Origin of the sequence: Pseudomonas sp. Pseu.R1, assembly GCF_045764065.1 — a bacterium.
Classification (GTDB): Bacteria; Pseudomonadota; Gammaproteobacteria; order Pseudomonadales; family Pseudomonadaceae; genus Aquipseudomonas.
On record NZ_JBJGEE020000001.1, the window covers coordinates 2580156 to 2597519 of the forward strand.

The following is a 17364-nucleotide window of genomic DNA, read 5'->3' on the forward strand; positions in this document are numbered from 1 at the left end:
GCTCTTATGCACACGCCAAAACTGATGCTCCCTACCCTTCTGTCGCTGGCCATGGTGTCTGCGACCGCATTCGCCACCAGCGTCAGCGCCGCATCAAGCCTGGTGCCGCCGCAGGGTTATTACGAGAGCGTGGAGAAATTCAAGACCGGTGACAACAAGTTCACCTGTGATGCCACGCCACAGCCTTACACCGGCGCGCTGCAGTTCCGCAGCAAGTACGAAGGCTCTGACAAATCCCGTTCGACGTTCAACGCAGAATCCGACAAGGCATTCCGCGATACGACCAAGGACATCACCACCATGGAGCGCAATACCGCCAAGGTAGTGATGCAGTACATGCGTGATGGTCGTCCTGAACAGCTCGATTGCGCACTGGGCATGCTCACGACGTGGGCCAAGGCCGACGCGCTGGAATCAAAAGACTTCAACCATACCGGCAAGTCGATGCGCAAATGGGCGCTGGGCAGCATGTCGTCGTCCTACCTGCGCCTGAAGTTCTCCGAATCGCACCCGCTGGCCACCCGTCAGCAGGATGCGCAAGTGATCGAAGCCTGGTTCAGCAAGCTGGCCGATCAGGTGGTCAGCGACTGGAACAACCTGCCGTTGGACAAGACCAACAACCACTCGTACTGGGCGGCCTGGTCGGTGATGTCCACCGCCGTGGCGACCAACCGACGTGACCTGTTCGACTGGTCGGTAAAGGAGTTCAAGGTAGCGGCCAATCAGGTCGATCCGCAGGGCTTCTTGCCTAACGAACTCAAGCGCAAACAGCGCGCGCTGGCGTACCACAACTACGCCCTGCCGCCGCTGGCAATGATCGCCAGTTTCGCCCAGGCCAATGGTGTCGATTTGCGTCAGGAAAACAACGGCGCACTGAAGCGTCTGGGTGATCGAGTGCTTGCGGGCGTGCAGAACTCCGGTAGCGAATTCCAGGCGCGCGACGGCCAGCAGCAAGACATGACGGATCTGAAAACCGACATGAAATTCGCTTGGCTGGAACCCTACTGCTCGCTCTACGACTGCAGCCCGGATGTGCTCGAACGCAAGCACAAGATGCAACCGTTCAAGAACTTCCGCCTGGGCGGGGACATGACCCGGACCTACGACCCAAGCCATGAGAAGGGTGAGAAAGGCGGTTCTTAACCACGACGGCATTCACAGACACGACACCACTGTCCTGTCTGGTGATGCCTTCTGTGGGAGCCGGCTTGCTGGCCAAAGCGGTGGATCAGAGACGTCTCTGTAGCTGGATAACCGCATTCGCCAGCAAATCGGCTCCCACAGAGTTCGGCGTTGGCAGTGAGATTCATGTTTCACCCCTCCATTTCCATGGGGGGTTTGGGGGGGCTGTGGCCCTTGGTGCTGGACTAACGGAGAGATAAGGATGGTTTTCTCATCCAACGTGTTCCTGTTCCTGTTCTTGCCGGTGTTTCTCGGCTTGTACTACGTGAGCGGAAACCGCTACCGCAACCTGCTGCTGCTGGTTGCCAGTTACGTGTTCTACGCCTGGTGGCGTGTGGACTTCCTGGCCCTGTTCGCAGCCGTGACGCTGTGGAACTACTGGATCGGCCTGCGCGTTGGCGCGGCCGGGGTCAAGACCAAACCGGCGCAGCGCTGGTTGCTGTTGGGCGTCGCGGTAGACCTGTGCATCCTCGGCTACTTCAAGTACGCCAACTTCGGCGTGGACAGCCTCAACGCGATCATGACCTCGTTCGGTCTTGAGCCGTTCATCCTGACCCACGTACTGCTGCCGATCGGCATCTCGTTCTACATCTTCGAGTCCATCAGCTACATCATCGACGTCTACCGTGGCGACACCCCGGCGACGCGCAACCTGATCGACTTCGCAGCGTTCGTGGCGATCTTCCCGCACCTGATCGCCGGTCCCGTGCTGCGTTTCCGTGACCTGGTGGACCAGTTCAACAACCGCACCCACACGCTGGACAAGTTCTCCGAAGGCTGTACCCGGTTCATGCAGGGCTTCATCAAGAAGGTCTTCATCGCTGATACTCTGGCCGTGGTCGCCGACCACTGCTTCGCCCTGCAAAACCCGACCACAGGCGATGCCTGGCTGGGCGCACTGGCCTATACGGCGCAGCTGTATTTCGACTTCTCCGGTTACAGCGACATGGCCATCGGCCTGGGCTTGATGATGGGTTTCCGCTTCATGGAAAACTTCAAACAGCCTTACATCAGCCAGTCGATCACCGAGTTCTGGCGCCGCTGGCACATCAGCCTGTCGACCTGGCTGCGTGATTACCTCTACATCACCCTGGGCGGCAACCGTGGCGGCAAGGTCGCAACCTACCGCAACCTGTTCCTGACCATGCTGCTGGGCGGCCTGTGGCACGGCGCCAACATCACCTACATCGTCTGGGGTGCGTGGCATGGTGTGTGGCTGGCCATTGAGAAAGCACTGGGCATCAACACCGCGCCGAAAACCTTCAACGTCGTGCGCTGGGCCTTCACCTTCCTGTTGGTGGTGATGGGCTGGGTGATCTTCCGTGCAGAAAACCTGCACGTTGCCGCTCGCATGTACGGTGCGATGTTCAGCTTCAGCGACTGGCAGCTCTCGGACCTCAATCGCGCCAGCCTCACCGGCCTGCAAGTCGCAACCCTGATCGTGGCGTACATCACGCTGGCGTTCTTCGGTCTGCGCGACTTCTACCGCAACCGTGCACCCGAGAAGCCCAGAACCGAAACCAACGTTCAAGCCGACGGCCCTGCCACCGCGCAGCCAGGCCTGATCAAAGCCGTACCGGGCGACAAACCGGGCAGCATCCATCAACCGGGTTACATCGTCGGCACCGAGGCGCAGGTTCAGCCTGCCTACTGGACCGTCGACTGGTCACGCTATGCCATGCGCGCCCTGATCCTGCTGATGTTCATCGCCTCGATTCTCAAACTCTCGGCGGCCAGCTTCTCGCCGTTCCTGTACTTCCAGTTCTGAGGCGCCTGACATGACCCGCTCATTGCGTTTCATCTACATCTTCCTGTTCCTCGCCATCCTGCTGGCGCTGGGCCTGTGGTCGCTGCGCAGCTTCATCGGCTTCTCGACGTCCAAGGAAACCACCGTGCTCAACGGTCACTGGACCAAAGCGGTGGAAACTCACTACGACGACCAGTTCCCGATCAAGCGTCTGGGCACCAATCTCTGGGCTGCGCTGGACTACAAGGTGTTCAACGAAGGCCGTCCGGGCGTGATTCTGGGCAAGGACCAGTGGCTGTACACCGACGAGGAATTCGACGCGGTGGTCAACGGCGAGCAAAACGAAGCCGACAACCTGGCCATCATCGAAGGCGTGCGCGACACCCTGAAGAAACAGGGCACGCAACTGGTGCTGGCCATCGTTCCGGCCAAGACCCGTCTGTACCCCGAGCACATCGGCGACACCAAACCCACAGCGCTGCACACTGACCTGTACCAGCAGTTCCACGCGCAAGTGAGCCAGGCCGGCATCTTCGCCCCTGACCTGCTGGCGCCTCTGCAAAACGCCAAGAACAAGGGCCAGGTCTTCCTTCGCACCGACACCCACTGGACGCCCATGGGCGCCGAGGTGGTCGCGCAGCAACTGGGCGAAGCGATCTCGAAAGAGACCCCGCTCAGTGGCGATCCGCAAAACTTCGTCACCGAAGCCAAGTCGACCGCGCCGTACAAGGGTGACCTGACCAACTTCCTGCCGCTGGACCCGCTGTTCAGCAACCTGCTGCCCAAGCCGGATGATCTGCAACAGCGCAGCACCCATCCGGCCCAAACCGAAGGTGAAGGCGGCGACGCACTGTTCGCCGACAACTCGGTAGCGGTCGGCCTGGTGGGCACCAGCTACAGCGCCAACCCCAACTGGAACTTCGCAGGTGCCCTGAAGCAAGCCTTGCACAGCGACGTCGTGAATTACGCCGAAGACGGCCATGGCCCGATCCTGCCGATGCTCAAGTACCTGCAGACCGACGCCTTCAAGAGCAACCCGCCGCAGGTGCTGATCTGGGAATTCCCGGAGCGCTACCTGCCTGCACACAACGACCTGACCGAGTTCGATCCGCAGTGGATCGCCGAACTCAAGAAGGCTCGCGACCCACAACAAAATCTGGCGCAGAACGCCAACAACGAATCGCCCAGCCGGGCGCAAAACTGAGAGGACTCCTCACATGACTATGCAGACCACCACTCACATGCCTACCCGTTCGACCAAATCCGGCCTGCTGAAAACCTGCGTATTGGCCGCAAGCCTGAGCTTTGTCTCTCTCTCGGCCTTCGCCGGTGGCGACGCCGCCCTGTACGGCCCGACCGCACCGAAGGGCTCGACCTTCGTGCGTGTCTACAACGCCAGCAACGCCGAAATCAGCGCCAGCGTCGGCAACACCAGCCTCAACGAAATCGGCCCGCTGGCCAGCAGCGATTTCAGCTTCATGCCGCAAGGCGACTACAGCGCCAAGATTGGCAGCAACACCCTGCCGGTGAAGCTGGCGAGCGACCACTACTACACCATCGTCAACAACACCTCGGGCGCACCACAACTGGTGGAAGAGCCGCCGTTCAAGAACAAGCAGAAGTCGCTGGTGCGCGTGCAGAACCTGAGCGACAAGGCGCTGACCCTGAAAACCGCAGACGGCAAGACGTCCGTGGTGGATTCGGTCAAGGCCAAGGGCACCGGCGAGCGTGAAATCAACCCGGTCAAGGTCAGCTTCGCGCTGTTCGACGGCGACAAGAAAGTCAGCGACCTGAAGCCGGTCGCCCTCGAGCGCGGTGAGGCAGCGGTGCTGTACGTCACCGGCAACGGCAGCAACCTGTCGCCCGTGTGGGTCAAGCGCCCTACGTCGACCCAGTAACGCATTTCATCTGTGGGAGCCGGCTTGCTGGCGAATGCTGACGATCACGCAACATCGCAGCGTCTGAACCGACGCTTTCGCCAGCAAGCCGGCTCCCCCAGGTTGTGTGACACACCCAATAAGAAACACCCGAAACGACAGACAACAACCGACGTATAGCCCAAACAAACGCTATCGAAATTTTGGAGAAACAAAATGATTCCAGTGATCTTGTCAGGTGGCAGCGGTTCCCGACTCTGGCCTCTTTCGCGTAAACAGTTCCCCAAACAGTTCCTGGCCTTGACCGGCGAACACACCCTGTTCCAGCAGACCCTCGAACGCCTGCAATTCGAGGGCATGCAGCACCCCATCGTGGTCTGCAACAAGGAACACCGCTTCATCGTCGGCGAGCAGCTCGACGGTCTGGGTCTGGACACTCAGGCCATCATCATGGAGCCGTTCGGCCGCAACACCGCGCCTGCAGTGGCCATCACTGCCATGATGCTGGCCAACGAAGGCCGTGACGAGCTGATGCTGGTGCTGCCAGCCGACCACGTCATTGACGACCAGAAGGCCCTGCAACGCGCGCTGGCCTTGGCGACCGTCGCCGCCGAGCGTGGCGAAATGGTGCTGTTCGGCGTACCGGCCACTCGCCCGGAAACCGGCTACGGCTACATCCGTTCCACCGCCGACGCCCTGCTGCCGGAAGGCGTGAATCGCGTGGCCCAGTTCGTCGAAAAACCGGACGAAAAACGCGCCCAGGAATTCGTCGAAGCCGGTGGTTACTTCTGGAACAGCGGTATGTTCCTGTTCCGTGCCAGCCGCTATCTGGAAGAGCTGAAAAAGCACGATCCGGACATCTACGACAACTGCCTGCTGACCCTGGAACGCAGCAAGCACGACGGCGACAACATCGAGCTGGATCAAGCCAGCTTCGCTTGCTGCCCGGACAACTCCATCGACTATTCGGTCATGGAAAAAACCCAACGCGCCTGCGTCGTGCCACTGGAAGCGGGCTGGAACGACGTGGGTTGCTGGGCATCGCTGTGGGAAGTGCATGACAAAGACGATCAAGGCAACGTCACCAAAGGCGACGTGGTCATTCAGGACAGCCGCAACTGCATGATTCAAGGCAACGGCAAACTGGTCACCGTGATCGGCCTGGACAACATCGTGGTGGTCGAAACCAAGGACGCCATGATGATCGCCCACAAAGACAAGGTTCAGGGCGTCAAGCAACTGGTCAACACCCTCAACGAGCGGGGCCGCACCGAGACCCAGAACCACCTCGAAGTCTATCGCCCTTGGGGTTCCTACGACTCCGTGGACATGGGGGGCCGCTTCCAGGTCAAGCGCATCTCGGTCAAACCGGGCGCCAGCCTGTCGTTGCAGATGCACCACCACCGCGCTGAACACTGGATCGTGGTGTCGGGCACCGCACAGGTCACCTGTGACGAAAACGTGTTCCTGCTCACCGAGAACCAGTCGACCTACATCCCGATCGCCTCGGTCCACCGCCTGCGCAACCCGGGCAAAATCCCGCTGGAAATCATCGAAGTGCAATCCGGCAGCTACCTGGGTGAAGACGACATCGAGCGTTTCGAGGATGTGTATGGCCGCTCGACGCCGGGTATCGATGTGGGTGTAAAAACCCAGACCATCGCGCGTTGATAAACCTCTAACACCCCGTTGCAGTGCCCCTGCCCATCGTCTGCGTATCCCCATCCGCAGACGACGGGCAGGGGCTTTTTTATGAGCCCGTTACTGCGTGCGTCACCCAAACGCCGATTGGTCTCTCTCGCCCCTTTAGGTACGATGCGCTCTATCTGCCCTCGCGAGACCGAACTCATGATCATCGGCGCCGTACTGATCTTCACCTGGCTGATTCTTCTGCTGCGTTACCCGGCCAAGGCCTTGCCGGTTTCGCTGGCCGCAGCAATTGGCCTGGCGATCGTCGCAGGGTTCGTGGTCTGGGAAGACAAGCGCGATGCCCAGCGGTTGGAGCGGTTGCAGTTACGTGTGAACTACGCCCCTCAGCAGTGCCCGGTCGGGCGCCCTTTGCTGGTGCTGATCGATAACGGCAACGATGTGCCGTTGCAGGAGTTGCGCTGGAAAGTCGCAGCCTATGCGCCAGGCGATACCGTGAATCTCGCCGATGACACTTACACCGCGCCGCGCTATCGCGGCCCCGGTGAGTTGCTGCCGGGTAGCCAGTGGCAGGATTGCTTGCCTGTGCCGCCGCTGCGTAACGGCTATCGTCCGCAGACACTGGAATTCCGTGCCGAACGCCTGCAAGGTACGTTCTCAGGCTAACCCACCCCCCTTTCAAGGAATGAATCACCATGCCTGTCGTTCTGATCACCGGTTGCTCCAGCGGCATCGGCCGCGCCATGGCGGATGCGTTCAAGGCCGCTGGCCATGAGGTCTGGGCCACGGCACGCAAGGTCGCCGATGTCGAAGCGCTGACGGCCGCCGGTTTTCGTGCGGTGGAGCTGGACGTGAACGACAGTGCTGCCGTTGAACGACTGGCTAACGAACTCGACCAACACGGCAAAGGGCTCGATGTGCTGATCAACAACGCCGGTTACGGCGGCATCGGCCCGCTGCTCGATGGCGGTGTCGAGGCGATTCGCAGGCAATTCGAAACCAACGTGTTTTCCATCGTCGGCGTCACTCGCGCGCTGTTCCCTTTGCTGCGCCGCAACAGGGGCCTAGTGGTCAATATCGGCAGCGTTTCCGGCGTGTTGACGACGCCCTTCGGCGGTGCATATTGCGCCTCCAAGGCAGCCGTCAGTTCGTTAAGCGATGCATTGCGCATGGAACTGGCCCCGTTTGGCGTGCGGGTGATGGAGGTTCAGCCTGGCGCTATCGACACCCAGTTCGCAAAAAACGCGAGCCATGAAGCCGAACAGACGATTCAGGAGGGCTCGCCGTGGTGGCCGTTGCGCGAGGGCATTCGCGCCCGCGCCAATGCCTCGCAGACCAACCCTACTCCCGCCAGCGAGTTTGCTCGCGATGTGCTCAATACGGTGCAAAAGCCTAACCCGCCTCGTTTGCTGCGCTCTGGCAATGGGAGCCGCGCATTGCCGTTGATGGCGCGACTGTTGCCCAAAGCGCTGCTGGAAAGCGTCCTCAGCAAGCGCTTCAAGCTGCGTGGGCCGTTGTAATCACGGAACCGGATTCACAATCACCGTACAGGTAATCCCCGCCGCCAACACCACGCTGTCCGGTACGTTATCCAAATGGATGCGTACCGGCACGCGCTGGGCCAGGCGCACCCAGTTGAAGGTCGGGTTGACGTCGGCGATCAGTTCGCGGCTCTCGGGGTTGTCGCGATCGTAGATCGCACGGGCGATGCTTTCGACGTGGCCCTTCATCACTTCGCCACTCATCAATTGCATGTCAGCGGGGTCGCCGACTTTGACGTGGGGCAACTTGGTTTCTTCGAAGAAGCCGTAAACCCAGAACGAGTTCTTGTCGACGACGGCCATTTTCGCTTCACCGATGCGCGCGTAGTCGCCGCGATGCACGTTCAGGTTGGTCACATAACCATCGACCGCCGCCAGCACTTTGGTGCGTTGCAGGTTCAATTGCGCGGCCTCCAGTTGCGCGACGGCCAATTGATAATCGGCCTGAGCGGAGTTCGCGACGTTGGAGGCGTCTTCGCGGTTTTCGGCCGAAATCACCAGTGCGTCCATGTCCTTGCGGCGGGCGGCGTTGACCTTGCGCATCTCCCACGTGGCCTTGCGTGAAGCGACCATCGCCTCGGCCTGTTTGACCGCCAACTGGTAGTGCTCGGGATCGATCTGCATCAACAGGTCGCCCTTTTTCACAGGCTGGTTGTCCTTGACGGGCACGTCGATGACCACGCCGCTGACGTCCGCGGCGACGTTGATCACGTCAGCGCGCACTCGGCCATCACGGGTCCACGGGGTGTCCATGTAGTGAATCCACAGCAGGCGGCCCATCCAGATGGCCAAGGCAAGAATCAATAACGTCGCGATCAGACTGATGAGCTTTTTCATCTCGAATTCACATGTGCCTCAACGGTAAACGGTCAGCGCCATCGCGCCAAAAATGCAGCTGAACAGCCCCATGCGCAACAGCGCCGGGTGCCAGAAAAAACGGTAAAGATCGAGCCCGGACATGAAGCGGTCCAGCGCCCACGACAACACCATCGCAACCAGAAACATCAGGGTCACGGTCGGCATGTAAACGCCGTGAAAGGCGACTTCACGAGGCATGGGAAAGTCCTTGCGCCAGTTGCGCATCAGCTTGGGCCGGCGCGAAGGCGGCCAGCGGTGATTGCGGGTCGAGCAGGCACGTGCGGATGAAGTGCAGGTAGCTCTTCACCCGACGCAACGCCGAAGTGTCGAAATGCGGGGCGAACGGCTCGTCGGTGTTCTGCACGCAGATGATCGCGTGGTCCACGGCGTACAAACAACGCGCCAGGTTGTGGTGATCGGGCTGGATGAACAGACGCACCAGCGCACGCCCCATGGCACGAATGGCCTGACGCCAGGGCTGGGATTCGGCATAGCTCGGATGCACCGGCAAGTCGTCTTGCTCGCGACGCAGCTCAATGATCGCGTGGCCGATTTCCAGCACCACGAACATCCAGCGCAGCAGGTTGCGCTGCACCTCGGGTTTGCCCGCCGCCAGGCCATAGGCCTGGTGCATCAGATCACGGGTGCGGCTTTCGAAGCTGGAACGAATCCCGCGCAATGGCGCACCGATGGCGAAACTCACTTGCTGACGCAAGTCATCCTCAAGGCGCCGCCAAAACCAGCGGCTGTTGGGCGGCAAGATGATCGCCCCCGCTGCCGCACACAGCAGCATGCCGATGACCATGCCGATGTAATCGTTGATGAACGCGTACGGGTTGTAGACCGTGAGGTTGTCCGGTGCCGAACCAATGCTGAAGAAGATCAACAGGCCCAGCCCGTATCCCGTCCACTGTGGACGCGTGGTGAGAAACGCGCCCAACGCGAACACGGGCGCCAGCACCATGCACAGCAACGGAAAACCATCGATGCGCGGCAAGACGAAGAACGTGATGAAGAACCCCAGCAGCGCACCGAGCAAGGTGCCGCAAGCCATCTGAAACGACATGCGTCGCGGGTTGGGCGTCGTCGCCGATAGCGCAACCGTGGCCGCCGATACCAGCATCATCGTTGCGCCGCTCGGCCAGGCCGTGGCGACCCAGTACCACGCCATCGCAGCCATGATCAACAATGCGCGCAAGCCGGAGGCCAGCGACAGCGTCCAGTTGGTGGTGGACACGAACGGCTCGACCCACTTCTCCCGAGCATGGCTGTGGTCGGCGAGCGAAGCGTGGGTCTGGGCGTAATCGTGCATGTCGTCGACGAAGCGATAGAGCAATTCGTAGGCGGTGTGGAAATCCAGCAGGTCGTCGTCGCTCGGCTCGGTCTTGACGAACGCAGCCCGCAGACTGCGAACCTGTTCGGGCAGATCGGCTTTGAACGTGCTCAAGCGGCTGGCCAGCTTCGCGGCGTCGGCGTCGGTCAGCGCTCGTCCGGCAAAGTCTTCAAGCAGCGCGCCCAACGCATCAAGACCAGGCTCGATGGCCTGAACCGCAGGCGTTACACCACGACGACGCAACCGCTCCAGCAACTGATGCAGGGCATTGAAGCGCGTGGTGATGGTCATGAACTCGCTGTTCAGGCGATTCAGACGGCCATTGCGGCGACGCATGTGCGGGTCTTCGAACACGGTGACGGCGCGCTGACCTTCCAGGCCCACGGCATCAGCGATGAAGCGCACGTTGCTGGCCTCGAACGTCGCGGGGTCACTCTGGCCTCTCAGGCCGTTGATCACGAATTGGGCGAACACACCAAAGCGTTGATACACCGTGTTGCGCATGGCCGCGCCGGAGCTTTGCGGCAGGATCGCGGCGCTGACCAGGGTCGAGCAGATGATGCCCAACGAGATTTCCAGCAGCCGCCAGACCGCCGCCATGAACGAGGTTTCCGGGTGCGCCAGCGCTGGGAGGCCTGTGAAGGCAGCGGTGTAGCCCGCCAGCACGAACCCGTAAGCGCGAAAGTTGCGATAGCGTGCAGCACCGGCGCAGCAGAAGCCGACCCACAGCGCCAGCAGACCCAGAAACGGTGCGCTGTCCTGAGGGAACAAGGCCATCAGGACCACCATCACCACCGACCCCGCGAGGGTGCCAAGCAAGCGATAAAAGCTCTTGGCGAACACATGCCCGCTCTGGGGCTGCATGACGATGAACACCGTGATCATCGCCGTGCGCGGCTGTGGCAATTCCAGCCGCATGGCGATCCAGTAGGTCAGGAAGGCCGCGATCAAAACCTTGAAAATGTAGATCCAGGTCACCCCGTCGCTGCGCGCCCAGCCGTTGAGTTCGCGGCGAAATTCGAGGGATTTGAGCCAGGTCAGGGCTTGGTTCATTTCAATTCAAGACCTGTGTTGGCTGAGACGACGCCATCGTGGGCGTGGCTGAAAACTGCTCATCCTGCTCACCGCCCCAGCACATCCAATGAAATCGGCGTTTTCGGCGCAGCAACCTTGTCCGCCGCAGGCGAATCATTCCCCGCCATCAACCCGCCACCCAGCGCCACCACCAGTTCGGCATGCACGGTCAGACGCGCGGCCTGAACCTGTTGCTGAACCTGCTCCTGATGGAACAGCAGGGTTTGTGCGTTCAGCACATTGAGGTAATCGGTCAGCCCGCGTTTGTAGGCAACCATGGCGATGTCGTACGTCTTCTGCGCAGCCGCCACCGACTGATCGGCAAACACTTGCTGCTTGTTCATCGACTCGCGACGAATCAACTGATCGGAAATGCTCTTGAGCGCCGTCACCAGCGTCTGGTTGTACTGCGCCACCGCAGCGTCATACCCCGCCGAAGCCACACCCAGCTCAGAACGCAGGCGACCGCCATCGAAGATCGGCAGGCTGATCGCCGGACCCACGCTGTAGTTGAATTTCTTGCCGGTCAAAAACTCCAGCATCCCACCGCCGGTCGCCATGTAACCCAGGCTGCCCATCAAATCGACGTTGGGATAAAAACCGGCATGAGCGACATCGATGCCACGCGCCTGCGCCGCGACCCGCCAGCGACTGGCGACAACGTCAGGACGCTGACCCAGAAGCTGCGCAGGCAATGCAGAAGGCAAGGCGAGCGGCGCACCCAACGACAGCGTCGGGCGTTTGAGGCTTGCGCCGTCGCCCGGCCCCTTGCCCGCCAGCGCGGCAATCTGGTTGCGGCTCAGGGCGATGGCTTCGTCCAGTGAGTCAATCTGACGATGGGTTTCCGGCAGCGGGGTTTCAGCCTGACTCACTTCGAAGTGAGTGCCGATACCGCCTTTCAAACGACGCTGCGCCAGTTCAAGAATCTGCTGTTGCTGGGCGAGGGTCGCTTCGGCGATGTCGCGCTGGGCGTAGTTGAGCGACAACTGGATGTAGGCGCGGACGATGTTGTCCTGCAATTCCAGTTGTGCCTGACGCTCTTCGGCAGCACTCATGTGCGCCATGTCCAGCGCCTGCTCGGTGGTGTTACTTTCCTTGCCCCACAGGTCGAGGGAATAACTCAGCCCGATGGACGCGTTGTTGTCCCAGGTGCTGGTGTTCGACAACTCGCCCGGCCCGTAGAACTGGTCGGTCGGCCAGTTGTGGCGTTTGAGGGTGCTGTCACCCGTGACATGCAGCGATTCAGCCGACTCGGCAATCCCGGCCATGGCCTTGGCCTGACGCACGCGAGCAGCCGCAATGGCCAGACTCGGACTGCCCAGGGCTGCGAGTTCGATCCAGTGATTGAGCTGATCGTCGCCGTAAATGCGCCACCACTGGCCGTCGGGCCAATGGGCGTCTTTGGCTGCTTCCTTGATGGCGTCGTCGGTGGCCAGGGCGTCTGGCGACAACGAGTTGCCTTGAGGGGCGATTCCGCCGGTTCCGATGCAGCCGCTGATGAGTAACGTTAAAGCCCAGACACTGAGGGGTTTGAGTCCCCTGACGATGCGACGCGGCACAGCTGCAATTACCTGAAATGGGAGGAATGATTGGAGAAGAGTGGATATCGAGCCGCGATTCTAGGATGCGTCTGTTTCGGCGATAAGCCGGGACTTCTGTGAATCTTTGTTACCGAACGGAAGATAATCCTTTGGTATGGCTGACATGGATCAGTAACTTCATGTCACAATTTGCTATCTCACCAGAGAACGGCCCATGGACACTCTGCAAAACATGCGCGCTTTCAGTTGCGTGGCACAGGCAGGCAGCTTCACCGCTGCCGCAGCTCAACTGGATACCACCACCGCTAACGTTTCACGCGCTGTTTCCAATCTCGAAGCGCATCTGCAAACCCGTCTCCTCAACCGCACCACCCGACGCATTGCCCTGACCGAAGCGGGCAAGCGCTATCTGCTGCGTTGCGAGCAGATTCTGGGGTACGTCGAGGAAGCGGAAGCCGAGGCCAGCGACGCCCATGCACGCCCGGCTGGGCAACTAAAGGTGCATTCGATGACCGGCGTCGGCCAGCATTATGTGATCGATGCGATTGCCCGCTATCGCCGCAACCACCCGGATGTGTCGTTCGACCTGACCATGACCAACCGCGTGCCGGATCTGCTTGAAGAAGGCTACGACGTGTCCATCGTGCTGGCCAGCGAGCTGCCGGATTCGGGGTTCGTGTCGCAGCGCCTGGGCATCACGTACAGCATCGTTTGTGCGTCTCCCGCCTACATCAAGACCTTTGGCTTGCCGCAGAAGCCTGAGGATCTGCTCAACCATGCGTGCCTGCGCCTGGTCAGCCCGGCGTTCCCGCTGGAGAAATGGGCGTTCGATGGCCCCGATGGCCAGGAGACCGTGACCATTGGCACCTCGCCGTTTCAGGTCAACTCGGCTGACGCCATGAAGGCCGCGATCAGCAGCGGCATGGGCGTGGGCATTCTGCCGATCTACTCGGCCATCGAAGGCTTGCGCAACGGTTCGTTGAGCCGCGTGTTGCCGCAGTACCGCTCCAACGAACTGAACCTGTACGCGATCTACCCGTCGCGCCAGTACTTGGACGCGAAGATCAAGACCTGGGTCGAATACCTGCGCGGCTCGCTGCCGGAAATCATGGCGGCCCATGAGGCGGATTTGCAGACTCATGTGTTGCCGGAGTTGGTGTAAGGCCCTTGGATACACACCCCATTCTGTAGGAGTGAGCTTGCTCGCGATGAGGCCGGTATGGCCGCCACATCCCCAGCGTTAGAGATGTCGTCATCGCGAGCAAGCTCACTCCTACAGGTTCCGGCGAACCGTAGCCCTCCCCCCAACAAGAATGTTAGCGTGCTACGCATCGTCTAACCGAACCGCCCGAGAGAAGCTATCCGATGAAAAAGACCGTCCTTGCCTTCAGCCGCGTGTCCCCGGAAATGGCCGAGCGCCTGCAGCAAGACTTCAACGTGATCATCCCCGACCCCAAAAAGGGTGATCTGAACGAGCAGTTCAACGAAGCCCTGCCCCACGTCCACGGCATGATCGGCGCCGGTCGCAAGCTGGGCCGCGAGCAACTGGAAAGCGCGAAACAGTTGGAAGTGGTGTCGAGCATCTCGGTCGGTTATGACAATTACGACGTCAGCTACCTCAGTGAACGCGGCATCATGCTGACCAACACCCCGGACGTGCTGACCGAAAGCACCGCCGACCTGGGCTTCTCGCTGATCATGAGCAGTGCTCGTCGCGTCGCAGAGCTGGACGCCTACACCAAGGCGGGCAAATGGACTCGCAGCATCGAAGCGCCGCAGTTCGGCACCGATGTCTATGGCAAGACCCTCGGGATCGTCGGCATGGGCAACATCGGCGCAGCGGTTGCGCGTCGTGGTCGTCTGGGGTTCAACATGCCGATTCTGTACAGCGGCAACTCGCGCAAGACGGCGGTCGAGCAGGAACTGGGCGCGCAATTCCGCACGCTGGATCAGTTGCTGGCTGAATCGGATTTCGTCTGCCTGGTCGTGCCATTGAGCGAAAAGACCAAGCACTTGATCAGCACCCGCGAACTGTCGCTGATGAAGAAAAGCGCGATTCTGGTCAACATCGCCCGTGGCCCGATCGTTGATGAACCGGCACTGATCGAGGCGCTCCAGAACGGCACCATCCGCGGCGCAGGTCTGGATGTGTACGAGAAAGAGCCACTGGCCGAATCGCCGCTGTTCCAGTTGAGCAATGCCGTGACCCTGCCGCACATCGGCTCCGCGACGCATGAAACCCGCCAAGCCATGGCCGATCGTGCGTGCGCCAACTTGCGCTCGGCGCTGCTGGGCGAGAAGCCGCAGGATCTGGTGAATCAGCAGGTGTGGAAGGGCTGATCTTCTGCGGTCCCTGATCGTTCCCACGCAGAGCGTGGGCACGATCATCTTTACGCCAGTTTCGCGGCCACAGGCACCGCCGCCTTGGGCTTCCGGAACACCAGCACATTCCCCACCATCACCAACACCAGCCCCATCAGCGCAGGCAGGGTCCACTGGTAACCTTCGGCATAAGCCGAGACGTTCAACGCCACCACCGGGAAAAGCACCGTGCAGTACGCTGCGCGCTCAGGCCCCATGCGGCCCACCAGTGTCAGGTAAGCGGTAAACCCGATCACTGAACCCGGAATCACCAGGTACAGCAGCGAACCGATGTAACGCGCATTCCACTCGAACGCGAACGGTGTGCCGCTGATCAGGCAATACGCGCACAGCATCGCCGCGCCGTACAGCATGCCGTACGCATTGGTGGTCAGCGGGCGCAAACCGGCCTTCTGTTGCAGGCTCGACAGCATATTGCCCGCCGAGAAGCACAGTGTACCGAGCAAGGCCAGGCCCAGGCCGATCAGCGTCTCGCGGCTGGCGCTGTGCCCTGACAGTTCAGGCCAGAACAGACACCCCAGCCCCAACAGGCCCAGCGCGCCGCCGGTCAGCACGTTGCGGGCGACTTTCTGTTTGAAGAAGACCCGCGCGTTCAGCGCGTTCCACAGCGTGGCCGTGGAAAACACCACCGCCACCAGCCCGCTCGGGATCCAGCGGCTGGCGGTGTAGAAGCACATGAAGTTGACGCAGAACAGGCAAAGCCCCTGCGCCAGACAGATGAACTGCCCGCGACGATTGACCTTTTGCAGCTTGCCGCTGATCAGCAGCATCGCGAACAGAATCAGCGCCGCCAGCCCGAAGCGGTAAACAATGGACACCGGAATCGCCACCTCGCCCAGTTGCAGCTTCAGGGCGATCCAGGTGGTGCCCCAGATCAGGACGGTCAGCAGATACAGCGAGATGTTCATGGCAGGCTCCTCATTGAGGCCCCAGTCTGAGCGCGGCCGGTGAACGTCACTTGCAAAAACTTGCGCATTTGATCGCCGTAGCGCTGGCAGCAGGCGCGCTACGGGGTAGGATGCGAGGCACGGAAAACCGATGCTGCCTGTTTCCCCTTTGGGATTCTATGGTGGCTGGTCAGCCTTTTTCGCCACCAAGGCGGCTCCCACAGTGATTGCGTCGAATCCAGATTTTTCGTTCGACGCTGAACCTGTGGGAGCCGGCTTGCTGGCGAATGCGATCTGTCAGCCAACTCATTCGTAGCGGACTCACCGTATTCGCCAGCAAGCCGGCTCCCACAGAAAGCAGTACGCCGTCGTATAGTCGCAACGAGACCGCCATGCCATCACTCGAAACCATCCAGGTCTTCCAATCCCTCAACAGCTCGCCCCACGCGCAGCTGGAGCAGAGTGCATCCCTTGGCGACGGTGTGGTAGCTGCCTTGTGGAACAACCGCCACGACTCGCAGGACTATCACGCACCGACCCACCACACCCTGTCCTGCTACATCGGCGGCGGAACCGGCACTTACCGCCGTGACCAGCCAGACCGCAAAGGCGCGCCAGACAAGCTCTGCGTATTGCCTGCCGGGCATCAGTCGTCGTGGGTAATCAATGGCGATATCCGGCTGGCGCATCTTTACATCAGCCCGGAACAGTTCGCACTCAACTGCGTCACGTTGCTGGACCGCGAACCTCGGGAGATGGCGCTACGGGAAGACACCTTCCTCGACGACCCGCTCCAGGCCGAGCGTTTCCATCGCCTGATTCGCATGAACTGGAACGAGCCGGGGGAACGCTTGCAAACCAGCAGCCTGGCCCACGAACTGCTCGCTCACGTGGTGCTCAATCAGGTCGGGCTGCGCGAGGGTCTGAAGCTGAAGGGCGGTTTGGCGCCGCATCTGCGTCGTCAGCTAGTGGAGTTCATCGAGCTGAACCTCGCCGAGCCGCTGAGTCTTGGGCAATTGGCGGGGATGTGTGCGTTGTCCGAGTACCACTTTGCGCGCATGTTCCGCGAAAGCTTCGGCCTGCCGCCACACCAGTATTTACTGGCTCGACGCATGAACCGCGCCCGCGAATTGCTGCGCACGACCCGTCTGGCTTTTGGTGAGGTTGCACTGGAATGCGGGTTTGCCAGTGCCAGCCATTTCAACAACACGTTCAAGCAGGCGATGGGCGCGACGCCGGGGACGTATCGGTTGGCGTTTCAGTAGGCCAACACGCGCTCCTACAAAGATAAAGCG

The 17364-nt window shown here is 60.9% G+C and carries 15 protein-coding genes; 10 read left to right on the forward strand and 5 right to left on the reverse strand.

Annotation, left to right across the window (positions count from 1 at the left end):
* Positions 1 to 6: 6 nt before the first annotated feature.
* The 7 genes from ACI5GA_RS11865 to ACI5GA_RS11895 all read left to right on the forward strand — a co-directional run bounded on the left by ACI5GA_RS11865 (position 7) and on the right by ACI5GA_RS11895 (position 7973).
* A complete protein-coding gene (locus ACI5GA_RS11865; protein ID WP_404634345.1) occupies positions 7 to 1143 on the forward strand; it encodes a mannuronate-specific alginate lyase in 1137 nt (378 codons plus the stop codon).
* Positions 1144 to 1384: 241 nt separating this feature from the next.
* Entirely contained in the window at positions 1385 to 2950 is a 1566-nt protein-coding gene (locus tag ACI5GA_RS11870; protein ID WP_404633763.1) for an MBOAT family O-acyltransferase, read from the forward strand.
* A 10-nt stretch (positions 2951 to 2960) separates the two neighbouring features.
* Complete coding sequence (locus ACI5GA_RS11875; protein WP_421422847.1) at positions 2961 to 4133, forward strand: alginate O-acetyltransferase; 1173 nt, start codon at positions 2961 to 2963, stop codon at positions 4131 to 4133.
* A gap of 37 nt (positions 4134 to 4170) precedes the next feature.
* A complete protein-coding gene (locus tag ACI5GA_RS11880) occupies positions 4171 to 4827 on the forward strand; it encodes an alginate O-acetyltransferase AlgF (protein WP_404634347.1) in 657 nt (218 codons plus the stop codon).
* 195 nt (positions 4828 to 5022) lie between these two features.
* Entirely contained in the window at positions 5023 to 6477 is a 1455-nt protein-coding gene (locus ACI5GA_RS11885; RefSeq protein ID WP_421422848.1) for a mannose-1-phosphate guanylyltransferase/mannose-6-phosphate isomerase, read from the forward strand.
* A 177-nt stretch (positions 6478 to 6654) separates the two neighbouring features.
* Positions 6655 to 7119, forward strand: a complete 465-nt coding sequence (locus tag ACI5GA_RS11890; protein WP_404634349.1) for a multidrug transporter — start codon at positions 6655 to 6657, stop codon at positions 7117 to 7119.
* A 29-nt stretch (positions 7120 to 7148) separates the two neighbouring features.
* Positions 7149 to 7973, forward strand: coding sequence for an SDR family oxidoreductase (locus tag ACI5GA_RS11895; RefSeq protein ID WP_421422849.1), 825 nt, complete (start codon positions 7149 to 7151; stop codon positions 7971 to 7973).
* Here the strand turns inward: ACI5GA_RS11895 and ACI5GA_RS11900 are convergent, their stop codons facing one another.
* The 4 genes from ACI5GA_RS11900 to ACI5GA_RS11915 all read right to left on the reverse strand — a co-directional run bounded on the left by ACI5GA_RS11900 (position 7974) and on the right by ACI5GA_RS11915 (position 12818).
* Entirely contained in the window at positions 7974 to 8831 is an 858-nt protein-coding gene (locus tag ACI5GA_RS11900; protein ID WP_421422850.1) for an efflux RND transporter periplasmic adaptor subunit, read from the reverse strand.
* An 18-nt stretch (positions 8832 to 8849) separates the two neighbouring features.
* Positions 8850 to 9050, reverse strand: a complete 201-nt coding sequence (locus ACI5GA_RS11905) for a DUF1656 domain-containing protein (RefSeq protein WP_404633773.1) — start codon at positions 9048 to 9050, stop codon at positions 8850 to 8852.
* The gene (locus ACI5GA_RS11910; RefSeq protein WP_404633775.1) at positions 9040 to 11238 is read right to left on the reverse strand and encodes an FUSC family protein; all 2199 of its coding nucleotides are present in this window, start codon (positions 11236 to 11238) and stop codon (positions 9040 to 9042) included. The genes ACI5GA_RS11905 and ACI5GA_RS11910 overlap by 11 nt, the downstream gene beginning before the upstream one ends.
* Positions 11239 to 11306: 68 nt before the next feature.
* Positions 11307 to 12818, reverse strand: coding sequence for an efflux transporter outer membrane subunit (locus ACI5GA_RS11915; protein WP_404633777.1), 1512 nt, complete (start codon positions 12816 to 12818; stop codon positions 11307 to 11309).
* A gap of 196 nt (positions 12819 to 13014) precedes the next feature.
* Here ACI5GA_RS11915 and ACI5GA_RS11920 point away from each other — a divergent pair, with 196 nt between their 5' ends.
* Both ACI5GA_RS11920 and ACI5GA_RS11925 read left to right on the forward strand, forming a co-directional pair.
* On the forward strand, positions 13015 to 13962 hold the full coding sequence (locus tag ACI5GA_RS11920; protein ID WP_404633779.1) for a LysR family transcriptional regulator: 948 nt from the start codon (positions 13015 to 13017) through the stop codon (positions 13960 to 13962).
* A 203-nt stretch (positions 13963 to 14165) separates the two neighbouring features.
* Positions 14166 to 15140: a 2-hydroxyacid dehydrogenase gene (locus ACI5GA_RS11925; RefSeq protein WP_421422851.1), complete on the forward strand. Its 975-nt coding sequence runs from the start codon at positions 14166 to 14168 to the stop codon at positions 15138 to 15140.
* Positions 15141 to 15190: 50 nt separating this feature from the next.
* Here the strand turns inward: ACI5GA_RS11925 and ACI5GA_RS11930 are convergent, their stop codons facing one another.
* On the reverse strand, positions 15191 to 16090 hold the full coding sequence (locus tag ACI5GA_RS11930; RefSeq protein ID WP_421422852.1) for a DMT family transporter: 900 nt from the start codon (positions 16088 to 16090) through the stop codon (positions 15191 to 15193).
* A 371-nt stretch (positions 16091 to 16461) separates the two neighbouring features.
* Here ACI5GA_RS11930 and ACI5GA_RS11935 point away from each other — a divergent pair, with 371 nt between their 5' ends.
* Entirely contained in the window at positions 16462 to 17334 is an 873-nt protein-coding gene (locus ACI5GA_RS11935; protein ID WP_421422853.1) for a helix-turn-helix domain-containing protein, read from the forward strand.
* The last annotated feature ends 30 nt before the right edge of the window (positions 17335 to 17364 follow it).